At 68.1% G+C, this 19,615-nt stretch carries 14 protein-coding genes and 2 pseudogenes; 1 reads left to right on the plus strand and 15 read right to left on the minus strand.

Annotated features, from left to right (window positions below):
• Nucleotides 1–628 (plus strand): hypothetical protein (locus ON37_RS11370; protein WP_217999928.1); only part of this gene is annotated, 628 nt, incomplete at its 5' end.
• Between the two features lie 587 nt (nt 629–1,215).
• On the opposite strand, the gene mobF is transcribed toward ON37_RS11370, so the two are convergent.
• The 15 genes and pseudogenes from mobF to ON37_RS34110 all read right to left on the minus strand — a co-directional run bounded on the left by mobF (nt 1,216) and on the right by ON37_RS34110 (nt 19,554).
• The gene (gene mobF / locus ON37_RS34465; RefSeq protein WP_051031473.1) at nt 1,216–6,774 is read right to left on the minus strand and encodes a MobF family relaxase; all 5,559 of its coding nucleotides are present in this window, start codon (nt 6,772–6,774) and stop codon (nt 1,216–1,218) included.
• A 375-nt stretch (nt 6,775–7,149) separates the two neighbouring features.
• On the minus strand, nt 7,150–8,751 hold the full coding sequence (locus ON37_RS11380; protein WP_040718998.1) for a hypothetical protein: 1,602 nt from the start codon (nt 8,749–8,751) through the stop codon (nt 7,150–7,152).
• A gap of 408 nt (nt 8,752–9,159) precedes the next feature.
• On the minus strand, nt 9,160–9,699 hold the full coding sequence (locus ON37_RS11385) for a single-stranded DNA-binding protein (RefSeq protein WP_040719000.1): 540 nt from the start codon (nt 9,697–9,699) through the stop codon (nt 9,160–9,162).
• 78 nt (nt 9,700–9,777) lie between these two features.
• Nucleotides 9,778–11,469, minus strand: coding sequence for a ParB/RepB/Spo0J family partition protein (locus ON37_RS11390; RefSeq protein WP_040719001.1), 1,692 nt, complete (start codon nt 11,467–11,469; stop codon nt 9,778–9,780).
• Nucleotides 11,470–11,563: 94 nt separating this feature from the next.
• Nucleotides 11,564–11,803, minus strand: a complete 240-nt coding sequence (locus ON37_RS11395) for a hypothetical protein (protein ID WP_040719002.1) — start codon at nt 11,801–11,803, stop codon at nt 11,564–11,566.
• Between the two features lie 58 nt (nt 11,804–11,861).
• A complete protein-coding gene (locus ON37_RS11400) occupies nt 11,862–12,902 on the minus strand; it encodes a DUF4192 domain-containing protein (protein ID WP_083892907.1) in 1,041 nt (346 codons plus the stop codon).
• Nucleotides 12,903–12,986: 84 nt separating this feature from the next.
• Nucleotides 12,987–13,859 carry a DNA-processing protein DprA gene (locus tag ON37_RS11405; protein ID WP_051031475.1) on the minus strand — a complete coding sequence of 291 codons (873 nt, stop codon included), beginning with the start codon at nt 13,857–13,859 and terminating at the stop codon, nt 12,987–12,989.
• On the minus strand, nt 13,856–14,785 hold the full coding sequence (gene dprA, locus ON37_RS32895) for a DNA-processing protein DprA (RefSeq protein WP_051031476.1): 930 nt from the start codon (nt 14,783–14,785) through the stop codon (nt 13,856–13,858). The genes ON37_RS11405 and dprA overlap by 4 nt, the downstream gene beginning before the upstream one ends.
• A gap of 467 nt (nt 14,786–15,252) precedes the next feature.
• Complete coding sequence (locus tag ON37_RS34100) at nt 15,253–15,426, minus strand: hypothetical protein (protein ID WP_245553163.1); 174 nt, start codon at nt 15,424–15,426, stop codon at nt 15,253–15,255.
• A 101-nt stretch (nt 15,427–15,527) separates the two neighbouring features.
• Nucleotides 15,528–15,749: pseudogene (locus ON37_RS34105) on the minus strand (TIGR04338 family metallohydrolase); the annotation flags it as partial.
• Nucleotides 15,746–16,510: pseudogene (locus tag ON37_RS11420) on the minus strand (DUF2786 domain-containing protein). The pseudogenes ON37_RS11420 and ON37_RS34105, both read right to left, overlap by 4 nt.
• Nucleotides 16,510–17,184, minus strand: a complete 675-nt coding sequence (locus ON37_RS11425) for a hypothetical protein (protein WP_051031477.1) — start codon at nt 17,182–17,184, stop codon at nt 16,510–16,512. The pseudogene ON37_RS11420 and the gene ON37_RS11425 overlap by 1 nt, the downstream one beginning before the upstream one ends.
• A gap of 62 nt (nt 17,185–17,246) precedes the next feature.
• A complete protein-coding gene (locus ON37_RS11430; RefSeq protein ID WP_040719003.1) occupies nt 17,247–17,498 on the minus strand; it encodes a hypothetical protein in 252 nt (83 codons plus the stop codon).
• A gap of 92 nt (nt 17,499–17,590) precedes the next feature.
• Nucleotides 17,591–18,349 carry a class II glutamine amidotransferase domain-containing protein gene (locus tag ON37_RS11435; protein WP_040719004.1) on the minus strand — a complete coding sequence of 253 codons (759 nt, stop codon included), beginning with the start codon at nt 18,347–18,349 and terminating at the stop codon, nt 17,591–17,593.
• Complete coding sequence (locus ON37_RS34110; protein WP_210741624.1) at nt 18,337–19,554, minus strand: hypothetical protein; 1,218 nt, start codon at nt 19,552–19,554, stop codon at nt 18,337–18,339. The genes ON37_RS11435 and ON37_RS34110 overlap by 13 nt, the downstream gene beginning before the upstream one ends.
• Nucleotides 19,555–19,615 lie beyond the last annotated feature (61 nt).

A 19,615-nucleotide genomic window follows, 5' to 3' on the forward strand; every position in this document is an offset into this window, starting at 1 on the left:
AAGATCTAAGTTGCCCCGAGCGGCGTACATCCCGTTCAACCCGGAAGAAGGATTTGATCCAGCAGTGGAACTTGCCGCTGCCTTTTTGAGCCACCAGGGCGCCGCGAGTACCGCGATCGTGATCGTCCCGCAGATGCAGATCCTCAACTATTCGTCGCGGTTGCAGCGATTCTCGCAAAACCGAACAGTCCTCACACCGCAGAACGCGCACCAGTCCCGCATCGGATACGGCCACCCGGCATTGGTGTATGCCCCTGCCCTGAAGGAACTGGAGCTTGCGCAGCGGTACACCCGCGACCAGCCGATCGCTGTGGTTGAAGACCCATCGTTTTCATGTGCCGCCTGGGCCGATGAAATCGGAGCCATCAACCTGGTGGAGAGGCAGGTCCATTCTGTATCCCGATCGGCCGACCACCAGAAGCTCTTGGAGCGAATAGATTTCGCGGGCAACAACGGCTGGGGTGATGCGCCTGGGAAGCGAGATCTCCGACGCTACCTTGCGGAGCTGGCAGAGATCGGCGCGCTCAATAAGGAAGAAATCATGGCGCACCAACTCGTCCATGGGCGACACTGCCACTACAAATCTCTGACCTACCTCAGCGACGAGATCGACAGAGCGAGCAGCTAACTGTTCAACCTCATGAGGTTGGTGCCGCCGGTCGAGTCGGTTACTCCATCGGTCTCGTGCACGAGCCAGTAAGGCGGAGGCCTTGTGTACCGACCCGGGCGGCATGCGCGGGCTGTATCGCAATTGCTCCGCTGACCCCCGAAGGCAGCGGTTGTGCGAGCGCGTTGATGCCGGTCGGCCGATCCCCCACGTCGCGTTGCCGTGGTGGGCGGCGCGGCAGTCGGGGCATCGGCAGCGGTGGTGCCGGTAGGTCATTTCGGGGCCATGGTCGAGGGAGGGATCGCTGCCAGCGGTCAGCGCCTCGTCCAGCGCGACGGCCCAGGCCGGGCTGCGGCGTCGGTAGGCGTGCGCGACTGTACTGTGAAGCCCCAGGATTCGACGGCTTCTGTAAGCGGCACGCCGCCAGCCACCATGCGGAGGATCTGCTGACGCCGATACCAGGTGAGGGCCGCGGTCGGCGCTGTCTTGCGTTCGCCGTTGCCGCAGATCGGCGTTGTGGGCGGTGCGGCACACCTTGCAGCGGCAGCCGCGGCGCCACCCGCTCAGATTGTGCGGGCCGGTGGCGAGTACGCGGGGCGTCGGCTTGTCTACAGCTCAGGGCCGTCGGTATCGGCAGCTGCGCTGGTGTCCAGGCCGGTGTGTTCGAGGGCAGGCCTGTGTTCGATTCCGTTTTCGCGATTCGCGCGTTGGGTGTCTTCGGTGGTGGTTTGTTCGGGCGTGAGGTGGGCGCGGCGTGTGCGTTCTGCCTGCAGATCGGAGAGTTCTTCCTTCAGCCAGCCTGCATCGTCTGGGTCGCCTGCGTGCTCGGTGGCGGCGCGTGCAGGGCCATAGATGGTGGCCTTGTCGTCGGCGAGTTGGATGCGGAGTTCGAGGGTGCCGATCGCTTGAATGAGTTCGGTATCGGTAAGCACGTGCGTCGGGTTGGACGGATCGAATCCCCTGTCGCTGCCGAGGTCTTGCGATGCATTGTTCTGGCTGGCCGGGGTTTCGGCTGTCATGAGTGCGTCTGCGAAGGTTTCGATGGTGGCGCGGTCGGCTGGGTTTCGTGTGTGGCGCCAGTCTTTCCGTAGGAGGGCCAGCGCTGCGTTGGGCGGTTGTTGGGCGGTGATGAATGTGCACCGGGCGGCGACATGATCGGTGGGGTCGTGGTCGGGGATGCCGGGTTGGTTGTCGTCTCGGCAGGTGCTGCACAGGCCGTCGTCGTAGTGGTGTTGGTGGGGGTCGGTGCGGGCGCGTTCGAGTCCGCAGGCTACGCAGGAAAGTTTGTCGTGGTCGGGCACGGCGTAGCGGTCGTAGTCGACCGTGTGGCTGGTGCCGGCGAGGAAGCTGGTGGTGTCGGAGCGGTCCGACGCGTCTTTGCCAGGGCGGTGGCGTGTGGCGCCGGTTCCTTCGGGGACGGGTAGGTGGGTGGGGTTGGTGTCGAGGTCGGCGAAGGATTGGGTGTAGGTGTCATACGCGTCGCGGCCGGCGTCGGGGCGGGGTGGACGCCGCCGTGCGGGGTTTACGTATTCGCGGTGATCGTGTGCCGCGGTGCGAGGGTCGGGACTGGGCGGGGGATTGTCGGGGGGTTGGTGGAGGTGGGGGTCGGTGGTTGGGATTGCGGCGAGGATGAATGCGCGGTGTTTGGGGTAGCGGTCGGCGGCCCATCGGAGCCGCGCGGCTGCGACAGGGTAGGCGCGGGTGGTCAGAGTGGTGATGACGCGTTGGAGGAGGTCGCGTTCGGTGTTGTCGAGGTGGGCGGTGAGGCGGGTGAAGGTCTGTCGGGCATCGTCGATCCTGCCGGAGGACGCAAGATCGCCGATCGCGTGAACGATTTCGGCGGGCACCGGGCCGGCACTGTCGGCGTGGTCCGGGCTGGTGTCGTGGGGCTCGGGTGTCGGTGGTGTCATGGCGGTCGCGGTTTCGGTTGCGGGGTGGGGGTTTTCGGATTCGGAGGCCGGGTGGGTGAGTATTTCGATGCGCCAGGCCAGTGCGGTGGCCAGCTGGTTGGCGCGGGGGAGGGTAGTCGCGTGATCGCTGGCGGTGAGGAGAAGTTCGTGGGCGGTGGCGAGCAGGTCGTGTGGTGTCCAGTCGGCGGGTGCGGTGTCGATGGCGGCGACCAGGCGTGGCCAGGCGGGATCGGTGATGACGTGTTCGGCGAGGTCGTGGCCGACGATGTCGTGAAGGTGCGCGATCCAGTCGGGGCGCAACGGCGGCCCGGCGGGGGTGGCGAGTGCGGAGGGGTCGAGGCGCAGGCGTGACCAGAGGGCGGCGGCGGGCATGTCGTCGGGCAGCGCGCGGGTAGCGGCGGCGTCGGTGAGCAGGGTGTCGATGTCGAGTCCCGCCGCGGCGGCGGTGTCGAGATAGTCGGCCAGGACGGGCCACCAAGGGTCGCTGGTTATGCGGGTGTCGAGGCGTTTGACCAGGGGCTCCCAGGTATGGGTGGCGGTTTGCAGGTCGTCGAGCGCATTGGTTACTCGGGCGGTGAGGCGTGTTAGGTGTTCGCGTTCGCGGGTGGGGAAGCGGCCGGGCCCGGTGGGTCGTAGGTCGGTGTCGGGGACGTGGTTCGCGGCGCGCCACACCGCCAGATCCGCGATCAGCTCGCGGTTGCCGAGCAGCGGGCGCGCCCATACCGGTGCGGTGGCGGCGGTCCAGGTTCGGGCCTCGGTGGTGATCTGGGTGGCGAGGTCGGCGACGATGCGTCGGCGCGCGTCCAGTTCGCCGGCGAGTGCCGGGTCGGATAACCGGTCGGGCAGGCCGAGCAGCCAGGGCAGTGGTCCGGTTCCGGTGGAGTGCGCGCCGCTGGTGTCGAGGCGCCAGTCCAGCACGGCGGCGGGGTCTTTCGCCGTGTCGAGTTCACGGTCGCCGATGGCTGCGCGCAGCGCGGTGACGGGGTTGTGGCCGGCGAGGGCGAGGATGGCCAGGTGTTGACGCAGGGTGGGGTACGCGGGTGCGTCGGTGAGTCCGGGGAGCAGGGTTTCGGTGTCGTGGTCGAGTTGGGTGAGGGCGTCGGGTCCGAGGGTGTGTTCGGTGGCGACGCCGATGGCGTCGAGGTAGATATCGACCCCGCGGCCGAGCCTGCGGTGTGGGTCGAGCGCGTCGCGCAGCGCGGTGTGGGCGCTGGTGTGGGTGGCCTCGCGGGCCAGGATGTGTTGCAGGACTTCGACGGCGGTGCGGGGCAGGATGGCGGGTTCGGTCCAGAAGGAGGCCTCGCTGCCGTCGACGGTGGTGGGCACGTAGAGGTGGTTGGCGTGAATGCCGCGGGTGATCGCGACGTAGAGCTGGTTGCGTGATTCGCTGCCGGTGAGCACGGCATGGCAGGTGTCGGCAGTGGTGCCCTGGGCGGAATCGATCGTCATCGCATACCCGAGACGCACGTGCAGGCCCACGTATTCGGGAGGAAGGACCGTGGCGGCGCCGGGCCGGCCGCCGGGGCGCAGGTGGGTGACGGTGAGGCTGCCGTCGGCGTGGACGGTGTCGACGCGCCAGCGGTAGCCGTTGCGCACCCAGTCGCGTTCACCGAGGGCCAGGCGGCGGTTGTTGCGGCGGGTGCAGACGATGTCACCGGCGGACACGGACAATCCGTCGCCCAATACCGTCGTGGCCGAGGCTGTTTCGGTGGTACGGGCGAGGCGGTCGCTTCGGGCGCGGTTGTTGAGGTCGGTGACGATGTCGTGGGTCGGGGCGAGCATGATCGCGTCGCGTCCGGTGTGCCGGTCGGCGAACCAGGCTCCGTAGGCTTTGTCGGCCACGGTGGCGGTACTGCCCGAATGGATGCGCTGGTGGTCGAGGTAGTAGCCGAGACCTGAGGGATCGCCTTCGCGTAGTGCGAGTCCGGCGGTGGCTTCGGCGGTGTCGGCGAAGCGCACCACATGCGTCAACGTGATCGCGTCGGGGGCCTGGGTGCCGTCTATTCCGGCGCCGCCGGCGTCGATCGAGGGCAGTTGTTTGTCGTCGCCGACACACCGGACGGTAGCGCCGCGGGCGGTGAGGAATTCGAACAACCGCAATCGTTTTCGATCCGACAGTTTGATGTGTTCATCAACGATCACCAGCGTGAGTTCGTCGATTTGGTGGACCCACATCGGTACGGAGGCGGGGAAATCGTCGGCCGGTCGCGCGGTTTCGGAGCCATTGCGTGGCCGGTGTCGGTCGAGAATGTGCAGGAGTCGGTCGACGGTTTCGACGCGGGCGCCGGTGGCCTCAGCGAGGATCGCGGCGGGCGCGGCCTCGGGGGCCAGGCCGAGCACTGTTCCGCCGGAGGCGTGCCAGGCGTCGACGAGGACGCGCATCGCGGTGGTTTTCCCGGTGCCCGCCGGGGCAGACGCGACCGCGATGCGTGCCGCGAATGTGGCGAAGTGGGTGACCATGGCGGCCTGGCCGGCGTTGAGTTTCTTGCCTTCGTGGGCGGCATCGGTGTTGTAGGCAGCGATCGCGGCTGTGACGAAACGCTCGTCGATGCTGCGGGCGCCGGGCTGCAGCGCCAGTTCGGTGAGGCGATATTCGATGTCGAGTTGGTGGGCGGAGGTATAGGTCTGGGTGCCGGAATGGGTGTAGACGCTGGCGCCGTCGCGACGCTGTAACGGTGCGGGCACGGTGGCGAGGTCGGGTTCGGCAGCGATGTCGCGGTCTTGGCGGGCCAGGGAATTGCGGGGTGAGAGTGCATGGGCGACAACGGCGTCGGCGATGTCGGCCCAGGTGTCGCGGTCGGTGAGGGCGCGGATGCGGCGTTCGGTTTCGGCGCGGATGTGGTGGTGCTGCCACACCGACCGCTGTCCCGACACAACCTCCACCACCTCGCGAGCGATATCCGCGACACGATCCTCGCCGAGCATCGGTGAGGGAGGTGACGCGCGGTTGATGCTGGTGGCGACGACCTGGTCGAGGATGGTGTGGCCTCCGAGCACGGTGGAGGCTTGGGTGCGCCAGTCGCGGCGTTGCTCGGCCCACGACCGCGACAGGTGTTTGGCTGGGCGGGTCTGCAAGGTCGCGACCTGGGACAGATTCCACATCTCGGCCGCGGTGGGCTCGCGCCCGAGTTGCTGATGGAACTCGACAGTCAGCTCACCCAGCCGTCTTCGGATGGCGGTATCGCGCCGTGACCAGTAGCGGATCACCGCCTCAGGGATGCCGACGATCTCGCGGATGGGGCGCTTGTTCGGGTTGGTGCCGGCGCGTTCGGCGAACTCGACCCGGAGGTCGGCGCGCAGGTGGTGCTCAAGGCGGGTGTTGTAGATCTCGCTGATCGTCACATTCAGCCGGTAGATCTGCGCCGCGTCCAGTGTCCGCCAGCGCCCGTCGGCACCGCGCACGCGGTTGGCGATCACGACATGAGTGTGCAAATCCGGGTCCCCGCACCGGGATTCGCGGTGAACGAACCGGGCGGCGATGATGCCGTCGACATCGAGCTGGCGCACCCCGTTGCGACCCGCCCGGGTGAAGATCCCATGCTTTTGCAGCCATCGCAGTGCGTCGTCCACGGCGGCGTCGTGCGCTGCAGCGATGCGCTCGGACACCTTGAGGGGTGCGATGGCCCAGAGCGCGGAGACGCTTTTGACCGGAGAGAAAGTGAGGTCGAACCCGGCGACCGCCGCTGATTTCGGGCGCGACGTCTTGGTGACGAACCCGGACAACTCGCGGTCATCCAGTGGCGGTCGCTCGTAGTGTTCGGTGAACATTTCCGTCGCGACATCGGTGCGAATCCGCGCGCGAACATCATCGGGAATCGCCGCGCGGGCGTCGACTCCGGCAGCAATATTGTGTTCGGCGAACGCCTTGCCGCAGCGTTTGCGGAACTCGTTGTCACCGGAATAGGTGCGATATGGGCTACCTAAACGTGTCGCGCGTTCCGCGTTTTCCTTCGCGGCTTTGAGGCTGGTTCCTTTCGCGGTCTCGGAGGCGATGACGCGTGCGGTGATCGCGTCGGCGTCGGGATGGCGGCCGTGGCCGAACAACGCCCGCATCTGCGCTTCGGTGACCTCGTCACCGGGTGAGAGGTCCAGGGCGGCAAGTCCGTTGCCCCACCACGTCCCGGGTTGTTCACCGTGGGCGGAGTAATAGTCCGAGAGGGTTGCGGGTCCGCGGTCGGTGGCATCGGCCGCAGCGACCTGACGAAGGTAATACCGGTAACTGTCGCCCGCGAGAATTTTGTGAAGCGTCGCGGTCACTAATCCATCACAAGCCCATTGCACCCAGGATTTCCAGACTTCGAAGGGAGGTAGTTTGTATCAAAACGCGCCATTTCCCCGCGATGTAAGGAAATTCTCAGATTCCGCGATGCATGAGGTCTGCTATGGGTGAGTGAGTGTATGAGGGGTGAGGGGTTATGGGAGATATGGGGTTATGGGTGTGAGGGGATATGTGGTGTGGGTGATGTGTGGTGGTGAATGAGTGGTTGTGGGATGTGGCGGTGGGGCCTGCGGGCTGGTAGTCGCAGGCCCCACGCGGACGCAAGCGATCGGGACCGCGCTGCGGTTGCGCGGCGCGATCGGGTTAGTCGTGTGGCCGCGGGTCGTCGCGCGGCGCGCGGGTGTCGGGGACGGTCATGAGGGGGTGGCCGGCCAGGGCGAGGCCGATGAGAAGGCCGACGATGAAGATGAGCAGGTCGTGCATGCGGAACTCCTTGCAGGGCCGATAGATGGGGGCCGGCCCGTCGCGGGTGGGGCGTCACCGCGACGGACCGGAGCGCGACGCTCGCCTGGGTCAGGCGGCGACAGTCTGGCGCGTGGGGGAGTGACGAGGCCGAGCCAGACGCGGCACTCGGTGCAGAACCCGTCATCGTGGATGGCGCGGATGCGGGTGCATCCTTCGCAGCGGGCCTGGCGCTGCCCCGCACCGGTCACCGGGCCGCGACGGCGGCGTGTCACAGGCTTGGCCTGTGCCGCACCTGTTTCAGCGTCGGCCTCCGCATCGGCGGCGTGCTCGGCGTGTGCGGGCTGGGGCACGAACTCGTCGATGATGGTGGTCAGCCAGCGCGGTGCACGGCGGCGGGTCTCGGCGAGCAGGGCGGGCGCGGCGCCTGGGTAGGTGGTCGTGAGGAACCGGCAGTAGGTGCGGGCGAGGTCGGTGGCGGTGAATCCGGCGGGCAGTTCGGGCAGGCGCGGTGTGCGATCGTCGCTGCGGCAGTAGTCGCACAGGCCGTCGTCGCTGCGCAACCGGCCGCCGTCGGTGTGGAAGGGGTGCTGGTCGCGGGTTGAGCGTTCGATGAAGCAGGCGACGCAGCGCCACCCGGAGATCGGCGTCATAGCTTCGCGGGTGTAGTCGACACTGTTGCCTTGGAACGGCAACTCGGGCCGCAGATCTCCGCGCACACCGGTGCGGACATCGGCGTAGGCGAGCGCCTGCTCCTGAGACACACGGTGGCTGCGCTCGGCGGCAGCGGCGGCGTGGATGTGCTGTTCGGCAACGTGGTGCACGAACTCGAGATCCCACCGCGCCCGCATATCCTCATCGCTGCGCGGCTGCGCCCCGTGCACGCGCACTGATGAAGACGACCCGGGTTCGGTGAGCAGGCCGAGATCGCGGAACCGCTCCTCGGTCGCGCGTATGCGGGCACGCTCACCGACCATGGTGTCGCGGTGCATGGTGTCGGCGACGTAGGCGGCGACCGCGTCGGGCTCGATGAGTGCCGGGCGGCGCTTGCCGCGGGCACGGACACGCGCGGTGATCTGCTCGGGCGTCATGCGCGACTTGTCGGTCGGCCGTGACGGCGCGAGGTAAACCCGGGCGGGCGGGTTGCGCCAGAACCGGATCGAGGTCCGCTCGGTCTCGGCGGTAGTGAGCGGTGCGTAGTCGCGGAAGGCTTGGTCATCGACGCTGCCGCCGCCTGTGCGGGCGCGTTGTTCCAGGATCGCGATCCGCTCGGCGCGCTCGCGTACATACAGGCCGGGGTCGGTGTCGGGCAGCAGCCGCGCCAGCAGTGCGCGTTTGGGTTCGTCGTGGCGGAACGCGGCTTCCAGGCGCAGCAGCGCGCTGCGGTACGGGTGGAGGGTGAAGGTGTCGACCATGGTGTCGAGTACGTCCCGCTCGGCGGTGGTGGCGTGGGTGAGTGCGGTGGTGAAGGTGCGGCGCGCGGCGCGGCGGTCGCTGGTGATGGCGTAGTCGAGGTGGGCGATGGCATCGAGGAAGGTGCTGGTTTCGGTCACGAGAGTTTGTCCTGTCGTCAATCGAAGATGGGCGAGCACCCGATGGGACCGGTATGGCCCCGTGATCGAGCATGCGGGTGTCGGGCCGGTAGCGGTGACCAGCCGAGGGCGCGAGAACCGGGGCGGGTCACGACGCGCGGGTTGGGGCGGAACGCGCCGGGGCGTGCGCGGGCGAATTCCCGCGCACCAACTCGGTCGGCGGGAGATGGTGGGGTCGGCGCGCCGGGGAATTCGTGCGCGCCGGGCGCGGGCCGTCACGCGCGGCGCGGCCCGACCTGGTAGCCCTCGGATGGCTGGTCACTACGACCGGCCAGACTCCCGCCCCCACAACGCAACTCACCCCGCCCGGAATCGACGGTTGCGAGCGGGGTGAGCGAGCCGAGCAGAAGCAATTAGAGAGGCGGTGCGTTAGAACGGGGGCGCGTCGTCGCCGAAACCCGCGGCGGCTCCGGCCATCGCCGGCTCGCGCCACGGATCCGAACTCTCCGACGGGGAAGCCGACGGCTGCTCGAATCCGGTGCCGGGGTCGCCGAATCCGTCGCGGTGCGTGGTTACCGCTCGTCGAGTCCGCGGCCCGCCGGTTGCGGTGGCGCGGGTGACGGTCGCGGTGGCGTAGCGCAGGGAGGCGCCGACCTCGTCGACGTCGAGTTCGACGACGGTGCGTTTGTCGCCCTCGCGGGTGGTGAACGAACGCTGCTTGAGTCGCCCGGTGACGATGACACGCGCACCGCGCGACAGCGATTCGGCGAGATTTTCCGCGGCCTGGCGCCACAGATTGCAGCGCAGGAACAGCGGATCGCCGTCTTTCCATTCACCGGCGTCGCGGTCGAAGTACCGCGGTGTCGAGGCGACGGTGAAATTGGTGACCGCCGCGCCGGCGGGGGTGAACCGAAGCTCGGGCGCATCGGTCAGATTTCCTACGACGGTCAAGACCGTGTCACCGGCCATGGACGTCCTCCTCAATCAGAGAGCGGGATCGGATGGCATGCAAGGACCGGCCCGGCCAGGGGCGGGGCCGGGTCGTGGTTATTGGTCGATGGGGATGTCGCGGTAGTCGATGTCGCCGGCGGCGGCCTGTTCGACGTCGACCAACGCGAAATCGTCGTCGGGACCAGTGATGTCGGCCAGCAGGTGCAGATACCGCGCCGTCGCGTCCGAGTGAGTGCGCCACAAGCTCTTGTCCAGCGTGACCTCGCGGGTGGCCAGCACCATGCCCAGTGCGAGCACCCAGGCCCGGTTCACCGACGCCGAACCGATCACTTTCACCAGTTCCTCGGTCGAGAACCCGATTCCGAGCAGCTTGGTCACGAGCTGCAACGCACCCGGCGCCAGATTCCGTGCCAGATATTCGGAGACGAAATGCGCAGCCTGGGTTGGCGGTTTGGTGCGCTGGAAGTACGTGGCGAGGAAGTCCTCGCGACGCTCGGCCGCGGCCACGCCCCGCTTGTTCAGCTCCCGCACCCGGCGCCGCGCCAGCCGCGATTGTTCCCGCTCCGCCACGGCGCGTTCGGCGGCGGCCAGAGCCTCGTGCGGGTCGGCGGCCCGCGCAACAGCCGGCCGTAGTCCGGCGGTGTCGAGCTGGTCGGCGGGCACGTAGTAGGCCGGGATCCAACGGTCGCGCCAGGCCAGCCCGTCCGCGCGACGCAACCCGTCACCGGGTTCGGTGCCGGGGTGGTCTTGGGTGACCCAGTCGACGGTGTCGGGATCGACAAGCTCGCCGGTGGCGGTGTCGACCAGCTCCCCGTTTTCCTCGACGTCGACCCACGCCAGCCACCGCGCCGGGTCGGCATGCACGTCGTCGTCAGTGACCGGTTCGCCGTCGGAGCGGACGAGGTCGGTGATGGCCAGATATCCGTCGTCGGATCCGGGTTCGTCGGTCAGGATCCCGAATCCGTATGCCGCGTACGGCAGTGACGCGTGCAGGCGTCTCCGGGTTTCCTCGCGGTCCGCGGCGATCGCCTTGGCCATGTAGCCGAAGTTATAGCGGGAGGCGGAGGTTAGTTTCTCCACGGCGTCGGTGTCGCCGAGGTTGTCGTATTCGGCGATCATCGCCAGCTGATCGAGGCTGTACTGGCCGTCGTCGGCCAGCGTGCGGCCGGCCGCCGACCGGCCGACCGCGGCGAGCTTGCGGACGTCGGCGCGTTTGGCCGTTTGCAGGCCCCGCGCGATCCGGGTCGGTGAGGCACCCAGATCCATCATGAGCGCGACACCGGCGGCGTAGTCGGCCTGGGTCAACGGTATCCGACGCTCGTTCAGATTGATCTGGGCCATCGCGCGCTCGATGCGCCGCTGCTTGATATCGACCTCGGTAGGTGCATCGGTGATCCACACCGGCACCCGGGAGGCGCCGACGGCCTGTGCGATCAACACCCGTACCTGGCCGTCGATCACATGCACCGTCCCGTCGGGTTCGCGTTCGGCCAACACCGGTGCGGTGACACCGAACTCGCGGATCGACGCGGCCTGCTTCGGATGCGCGGCGACGTCGAAGTCCTTACGCACGTTCTCCGCGATCACCAACTCGCGCGGAGCCATATACGCCGCAGTCGCGTTCAGCGGAACCGGCGTCCGATCGTCGGTGTCCTCGTCGGCGATGCCGGCGGGCACAGGCTGTGTATCGGTGTGCTCGTCGCCAGCCTGATTGCCCGCCGCGGTGAACGAAGCGGAGCCGGCGTCGGGTTCGATGTCGGGGACGACGGTCAGGGCAGTCGAACTCACAGGGAAACCTCCTAGGAGATACGAACGGCGCGACCCACCGTTGAATGATGGTGTGGCCGCGCCGAGCTGGGCAGTAGACCGGAATGCGGATGGCTCAGGCGGCAGCTCGGCTCGAGGCCCGGGTGACGTTGACCGGATGCAGGCGCAGCACGCCATGCTCGTCGTCGAGGTAGGCCCAGTGGCGGCCCCGCCACCTGGCTTGCTCGCGGCGCCAGCGGTCGGCGACGGCGGAATCCATCTCGGCGAGGATGGCCGTCGCGCCGGCGGCGCCGCGGTGTTCGAGTCGATCGAATTCCGCGCGGGACAGGGTAGGGACAGAGTTCGCGGACGGCATGAACAACGACCTTTCTGATCGGGACGAAACGAGGAGACGAGAAAAGAGGTGATGCTGGTCAGTGGTGCAGATCGAGGCCGAGCGCGTCGGCGATGTCGTGCGCGTAGGTGACGACAGCACCGAGTCGGGGCGGGGACGTGCCGTCTCGCAACGCGGCGTCGAGGGACCGGGCGAACCAGTGCTGTGGGTCGGAGGCCAGGGCCGCGTCGAGGGCGATTGAGGCCAGCACTCCATCGCCTCGGTGATAGGCCGAGAACGCCAGCAGAGCTGCGGCATGGGCGCGTTCAGGATCGGGCAGGCTGCGGGTGAGCAGCGCCCACAACCGTTCAGCCGCATCGGCACGGGCAGTGCCGGCCAGGCCGAGCATGCAATGGCGCACGGTTGCCGTGCCTAAGGCCATCGCGAGCCTGGCGATATCCGCCGGGGTCAATCTCGTACCTGCCGCGAGCGTGTCGATGTGCTCGACCACCGTCGCGACGGCAGCGGTGATTTCGCTGGACGCCCGCTGCGTGCCGAGGCCGGCGTCGGCGGGGAGCAGTGCGCGGACCTGGGCGGCCAGCCCCGGGTCGGGCTCGATCAGGCGGGTCAATTCCTCGCGGGAACGGCGGATCGGATGTCCCGCGACGACGAACGAGGCGGCGAGCGCCGAAGCGTCGGGGTCGGGCACGACGCCGGTCTCGCTGGCATCGAGCAGGCTCCACCACGGCGCGCCTGCTTCGATCATGCGGGTCGCCCACGCCGACGCGAGAACAACACCACGCTCGGTGAGGGCGCGGTCGAGGATGTCGACGGTGTGGGTGTGTCGGTGGTGCGGTGCGGACGCCGGTTGCGCGCCGCTGTCGACGACGAGAGCCAATACTGCCGACGCGTTTTCGTTCGCGGCGATGCCGGCCAGTTGCGTTGCGACGGCGGTGAGTCGCTTGTCGGTGATGTGGAGGTCGTGGCGTGCGACGGCTTTGATGCAGACCTCGCCGGCGGGAGGGCGGCGTTCGAGGAGTGCCACCACCAAGGAATCGACGGGGTGAAAACCGAGCAGCGCCGGCACGGCGGCGATGAGTTCACCCGGGGCAGACATGCGTAGTGTCGTCGGCTGAGTCATTAACAGTCCCTTCACTGGACAACGAATCGGAGACGGCCGACACAGCTGATTGGGGCGCGGGATAGGCAGGTCGGCGGGCCGCGGTCAACTCAGCAAGTGGTGGATGTCGTGACCGCTGGTGATCAGGCGCGCGCGGCCGGTGGCGATCAACTCGTGCGGCAGCGCGGTGGTCGCACTGGTCACCGGCCCAGGCACCGCGAATACCGGAACCCGATGGCGCACAGCGTGCGCCGCGATCGTGGCGGGTTCACCGCCTGGTATGGACTCGACGATCAGCACTGCCCGCGACAGCGCGGCCAAAAGGCGAGCCTGGGCGCGGCGACGGGCCCGGGTCACTGACGTGCCGGGCGGGTACTCGGACACCAGGAGGCCGCTGGCGGCGATGGTGTCGCGTAGTCCGGCGTGTCCGGGCGGGTGAGCGACGTCGATCCCGGCCGCGAGAACCGCGACCGGACTGCCGTGAGCGGCTAATGCGGCTCTGTGTGCGCTCGCGGCGACGCCGTATGCACTGGCGGCCAAGACATTCCAGCCCAAGGCGGTGAGTTCGGTAACGATCCGGGCGGTGACGGTGCGGCCGTATCCGGTCGCCGCGCGGGAGCCGGTGACGGTGATGGCCCGCTCAGTGAGGGTGTCGAGGCGGGCGGGGCCGCGCAGGTAGAGCGCGAACGGGGCGGATTGTGTGGCGCGGTCCAGCCGCGCCAGCCGCGGCCATGGCCATTCGGCGTCATCGCGAGTGATCAGCCGTGCTCCGAGTTCGTCGAGACGGCCGACGTCGCGGCGCGCGTGCTCCTCGAGACCGGACGGGATCGCGAAACCGGCGTGTCCGCGGCGGATCCGGTCCGCTATCTCGCCGGTGGGTCCGGACTGGCACAGCAGCCGGGGTCCGCGCGCGTTGTGGGCTAGCGCCCGGGCGACGAGTGCTCGGTCCAACAGATCGGAGGTGATGGTGCCGGTCACGACGCTGGTCCCGCGCCGAGGTCGGTGACGATGTCGAGCGCCTCGCTTCCACTGGCCGCCAGGTGCGCGGTGCGTTCACGCAGCAGCTGGTGGCATCCAGCCGAGGTCGCTGAGCAGATCGGTCCTGGGACCGCGGCGATGCGCCGATGCAGTCGCTGGGCCCACGACGCGGTGTCGAGGGTTCCCGACCGCGCACCGGCCTCGCAGATCACCAGGCCGGTCGAGAGCGCCGCCACGAGCCGATTGCGCTCGAGGAAGCGGGTTTTGGTCGGCACGGAGCCGGGCGGATACTCCGACACGATCAGTCCGCGGTCGGCGAGCCGATCGAACAGCCGGGTATTGCCGGCCGGGCGGGCGCGGTCGATCCCGGCGGCCACGACCGCGATGGTGGGTGCCGACAACAGCAGTGCTGCCTGGTGGGCGGCGGTATCGATGCCGAACCCCGCGCCGCTGAGGACCCGCCAGCCGCGGTCGGCGAAGTAGGTCGCCATATCGTGTGCCACGTGGATGCCGTAGTCGGAGGCAGCCCGCGACCCGGTCACCGCCACGGTGCGATCCACCGACACCGTCAGCGGCAGCGGCCCACGCACCCACAACGCAACCGGGGCACGAACATTCGCGCGTTCGAGGTCGGCGACCGCGGCCGTCGGCCAATCGGGATCCTCAGGCGTTACCAGCATTGCGTCGACGGCGGCGGCGCGATCGAGATCCGCTACCGCCTGTTCGCCCACATCTGATGGGATCTGGAACAGTTCGTGTTCGGTGCACAACCGATCAGCGACGTCCTCGACATCGGTGTCGGCCAGAAGGGACGACACCCCAAGGGAATTGGTCAACGCGGCGCGAGCGGCGACGGCCCACGCGAGCCGCCGCCGCGAGGTCAACAGCGCGAAACGTTCGTCAAAGACATGGTCGGAAGCCGTCACGGTAGTCCTCCTGAAAAGTCGATGGTGGAGTCGAGCAGTGCCGGACTCGAGCGCTAGACGTAGCTCTGTCGCCAGCGGACGTGCAGGAGAGCCAGATGCCTCGATGCCGCGACGGCGCCCATGACTCCGGCCGGAGCATCGGTGTCGCCAGGGGCGAGGCGTATCCAGTGGCGCCACGTGGGCGGGAGTCAGCCATGTCGCGGAAGGTGCTGTCGACGCAGGTGGGGTGAGAAGAACGGGCGCGTCCGGAGGGGTGGAACTACGCCCGTTCTCGCCCCCCCTTTCGTCCCAGCAACGGTGTGAGTGCACCGTGACGACGAAATGGGTTGCATCAGGGAAGGGGATGGTGCGAGCCACCCGTGCATCCCCTCGATCCCCGATCCCTTCGCGAATCCTAAACGCTGGCTTCCCGTCGCGGCGGTGGGTGAGCGAACCCATTAGAAGCATTCGTGTCGCCGGTCGGGGTGCTAGGCGAGGCGGGCTCCGGTGTCGTGGAGCAGGGTGCGCATCAGCCATCCGGCTTCGGCGCCGACGGCGGTGTCGAGGACATCGCAGAACAAGCGGCAGAACTCGGGTCCGTGCCCAGCGGGGCGGAGTTGCAGGTGGTGGGCGAGCTCGTACAGCACCAGCAGTTCTCGCACGGCGCGCTCGTGGAGCGGGACGGCGATCGTGGCGGTGGCGGGCTGTAGTGTGCGTAGCGGCTGCCGCGCCGGGCACGCACCCGCACGGGTACCGCGGCGTGCGGGTACTGGGCCTGAAGAGAGGACAACGCTAGAACGGCGTCGAGGTATGCGCTTACGGATTCGACTGTGCCTATGCGTCTTTCGATCGGCACGCTGATCTGGGAGCCGAACAGTTCGACGGTGCGCCCGGGAGTTTGGTCGGCGAGATCGAACAGGGCACGCAGCCGGTGCTCGGCGTCGTAGACCTTGCGGCGATGCGTGTCGCGTGGCCGTGCGGTCACGACGGCAAACCCTTGCGCGGGCCGTCGATCTGGGCGAGGTCGTGCAGGCGGGCGCGTTGTCCATCACGGTCACCGGCGTCGGCGGCGGCCGGTGCGTGGCCCCTGGCTCGCCGGTGACCAGTCCAGGTTCCTTTCGCGGTCGAGTGGGCGGTGTAGTAGTCGCGCAGCTCGATGTCTTTGTCCCGCAACGCCAACGCTGTGCCCGGTGCTGCCGGTGCGTCGGTGGCGAGGGCGTCGGCGCGGGCGCGGTCGCGGTCGGCGCGCAGGCGTTGTCCGACGTGGGCGGCGAAGGCGCGCTGGTAGGCCAGGCGTGCGGTGACACCGGCGGCCGGGTGGCGTTGGTGGGCCGCGGAGTGCAGGTAGGCGCGTGAGCCGCGCACCATCTGGGCGAGCAGATGGGTGTACAGCAGTTGGGGGGTGTCGATGTCGGCGCCGAGCCCGAAGGCGATCACCTAGGTCGAATTGTGGGCGGCGTCCACGCGGACGTCGTTGGCGTGGGCGATGGCCACGAACAACGCCACATAGGTGGCCAGTCCCTTGGTTCCCTGGGCGCCGATCTCGATGCGCCGCATGCCCGGCATCGGTCGGGCACGGCCGCGGTCGGCGGCCGTGGCGCGCGCCACGGCCAGGTCGATGGAATGCTGGGTTGCCAGCTACTGAGCGCGGGACAGGAATGCCTCGGCCTCGTGCGGGTTATCGGTGCCCTCGGCCTGGCGCATCAAGGCACCGATCCGGGTGAGCAACTTGTCCGAGCCGGTCATCATTCACCGTCCCCGGTGAACAGGGTGCGGGTGGCGATGATCGCGGCCAGCAGATCCAGCGTCTGCTCACGGTTGTCGCTGGGTGCGGCGTCGCGGACCTTTCGGAGTTTGCGCAGCCGCGAGGCGGGGCGCAGTTCGACACCGAACCTGCCCATGCCGTATTCGCCGCCGGGTGCCCGGATCAGGGTGTAGTCCTCGATCGCGATCCACGCCTCGTACCACGCTTCGGCCGGGTGGTCTTCACGTTGCCCCTCGCCGGGGGCCTGAGTTGGTGGCGCCCAGAGGCGGCAGGTGCATTCCGGGTCACCGCACGGGCGGCGGCTGGGATGGCGGTTGTAGTGATCGGTCTGGCCGGCCAGCATTGGACATGTCCGTTTGGAGTAGAGGCCGCACTCGGGGTGCAGAGCGGGTTCTGGCCCGATACCGCGCAGGTAGTCCTGCGGCCGGATGTAGACCACGACCCAGGGGCCGTCGAGGCGCTGGCCGCACACTTGACACAGGGTGTGCAGCCAGATCTGTTGCAGCCGCGCCGGATTCACCGCACCCCACACCGGCTTGGCGGGGTCGCGGTGACTCATCGTGATGTAGGGCACGACCATGCCCGCCGAGACCGGCGCTTCAGCCAGACGCTGCGGAATCGGGCCGGGCGCCGGACCGCTGGGAGTTTCGGGCATCGGAGACCTCCGTTCGGATCGGGACAGGGAAATGCACAAGAAGGGCGTGAGCGCATGGGCCCTCAGCGCGGCTGGGCACCCGGAGACGACTGCGTGCGTAGTGCCCGCGAGGCGGTGCGCACCAGGCGTTCCCGGATCCGGTAGTCGGCGATGGCGTGGTTGAGCAGATCTAGGGGCTCACCGCCGATAACGGTGGCCATTGCGTGCGCGACGCGGAGAGCGTGCTGCGCGGAGGCGATGTAGGGTTCGAGCGCGTCGAGTAACACTGTGACGGTCTCGTCGCGGCTCAACGGTTGTGCGGTGGAATCGCCCACGGTGTGTTGCTCCTTTCGAGCTGATGCGTTCGGCCGCTGCCGTTTTCGGCCGGGCAGCGGTGGCCGAGAGCATCGATATGAGGTCGGACTGGTCAGTGGGTTTGCAGGCCGAACAGGTCGGCGTAGCGGTCGATGCCGTCGAATTGTGGGCACGCGCAGCGGGGAAACGGGTGTGCGCAGTCGGCGCAGTAGCCGCAGTATCCGCAATGGGGGCCGAGGGGGTCGTCTTCGAATTCGCCGCACTGCTGGCAGAAGCCGAAGTAGTCGGTGTCGGCGCTGGCCCATTCGCGCATCAGGTAGCTGTCGTTGGAGTACCAGGTGCCGCCGACCCAATGTCCGTGGCGTTCGTTGAAGATGTAGGCGCGGTATTTGTAGGCGGGATCGGTGGTCAAGATGACGACCTTGTTGCTGGTGAGCCAGTGCTCGAATCGGTCGCGCCCTGCCCAGCTGTCCAATGAGCCGAACGGGTTGGTGGGCAGGAAATCTTCGGCCGCGATCCGGGTATCCGACCGGGTGTCGTCGGCCGCGGGGTGCACGGTGGGAGGCAGGACCCCGTTGTGGGCGAGCACCGTTCGTGGATCGCCACCGACGGCGAAGGGGTGGCAATTGCTGGTGTCGTGGTCGCCGTGGGTGGCGTAGCGGGAGTGGAACAACGCCGGACCGCTGGGGTGCTTCGCCCGCTGTCGGGCGAATTCGTCGATCACCTCGTCGCTGTTCATGCCGTGGCCGACGAGGATGGTGTCGCTGGTGTGGATGGCGTAGCCGTGCCCGTGGGGGTTGGCCAGCGCGCCGCCGTGCAGGGCGTCGAGGTCAGGTGCTTGACCGGGCTTGTAGAAGGTCAGGATGCACACGCGAGGGCCTCCAATTCATCGGTAAGGCAGCGGTATTCGGGCCGGGCGGCCAGCCACGCGGTGAACGCCGTCCATTCCCAGCCACGCCGGCGGGCGATGTCGGAGGCCGACAGGGCGCGGGTGTATTCGACGGAGGCGTCGGCGAAGGCGAGCGCCGCTTGCACCTCCCGCGTGTTCAAGGAGCTGGCGAAGACCCGCAGTTCGAAGGTGTGCTCGGGACGCACGTTTATGGCCTGATACCGAAACGCGTCCTCGGCGTTGGATTTGGCATGGGCGGCGGCGTTGGCGCGGGTGCCCGGATCGAACACGGCCCACTCCTCGCAGTCACGCCGCGCCAGCGCCTTGACGTGGGGTTCGTTGCGGTAGACGAATTTCAACCACCGGTAGGCGTGGGCAGGGGAGGAGAATCCGGCGCGAGAGAGGTGGACGTGGATGCCGACGCTGGTGTCGGTGTAAGCGCCAAGCAACCGCAACCTGTTCAACAGCGACCACGGAAAGTGCTGTCGTGCAAAGTCGTACGACATCGGATGGGTGACGATCTCGTATCCGCACGGCTGGATGCTCCCGTCGTGCTTCAAATATCCGAGCTCGCCGAGGCGGTCTATGGCGAGTTCGGCGGTTTCGTCGAAAACGTTCCGTGGGGTTTTGATTTCCAGTTCCAGGCCGAGGTAGAGCGGTCCGGTGCCGTGGAAGTCGGGTTCGGGTTTGTAGTCGTAGGAGTGGATGCCACGGTGGTCGGGGCGTTCGTTGGCGCAGGTGTCGCAGTAGTCTTCCCAGCAGCGGATGAGGATGTCGCAGCCTGCGCAGCAGCGGTAGTCGGCGTCCTCGCAGCGCCCGCACACATCGGCCCCGGATTCGGTCTCGTTGAGCCCGTCGGCGCGCGAGCCGCAGTCGTCGCACACCAGGTAGCTGTCGGAGCAGTCGTCGCAGACCTCGCCGTGGCCGTTGACGGTGACCAGATCGCTGTCGAAGCGGTCGCAGTCGCGGCACCGCCGCCACCCGGTCGAGCATTCCGTGCATACGTCGGTGCCGCCCACGGTGGAGCGACGCTCACGGGTGGGGGTGGCGCAGTCGTCGCAGGTCTCGAGCCGGTCGGCGCACGCGCGGCACAGATCGTCACCCTCGACGGTGGTGACGGTGGTGGTGTCGTCGATCGGGTGTGAACAGTCATCACACCGCTGATCGGTGAGCGTGGATGCGGGCATACGAAATTCACGCCTTCCAGAGAATTTTGGGGGACAGACGGCGGCGCCCCGCTCCGGCCGT

Source organism: Nocardia veterana NBRC 100344 (assembly GCF_000308855.1).
In the GTDB taxonomy this organism is placed as follows: domain Bacteria; phylum Actinomycetota; class Actinomycetes; order Mycobacteriales; family Mycobacteriaceae; genus Nocardia; species Nocardia veterana.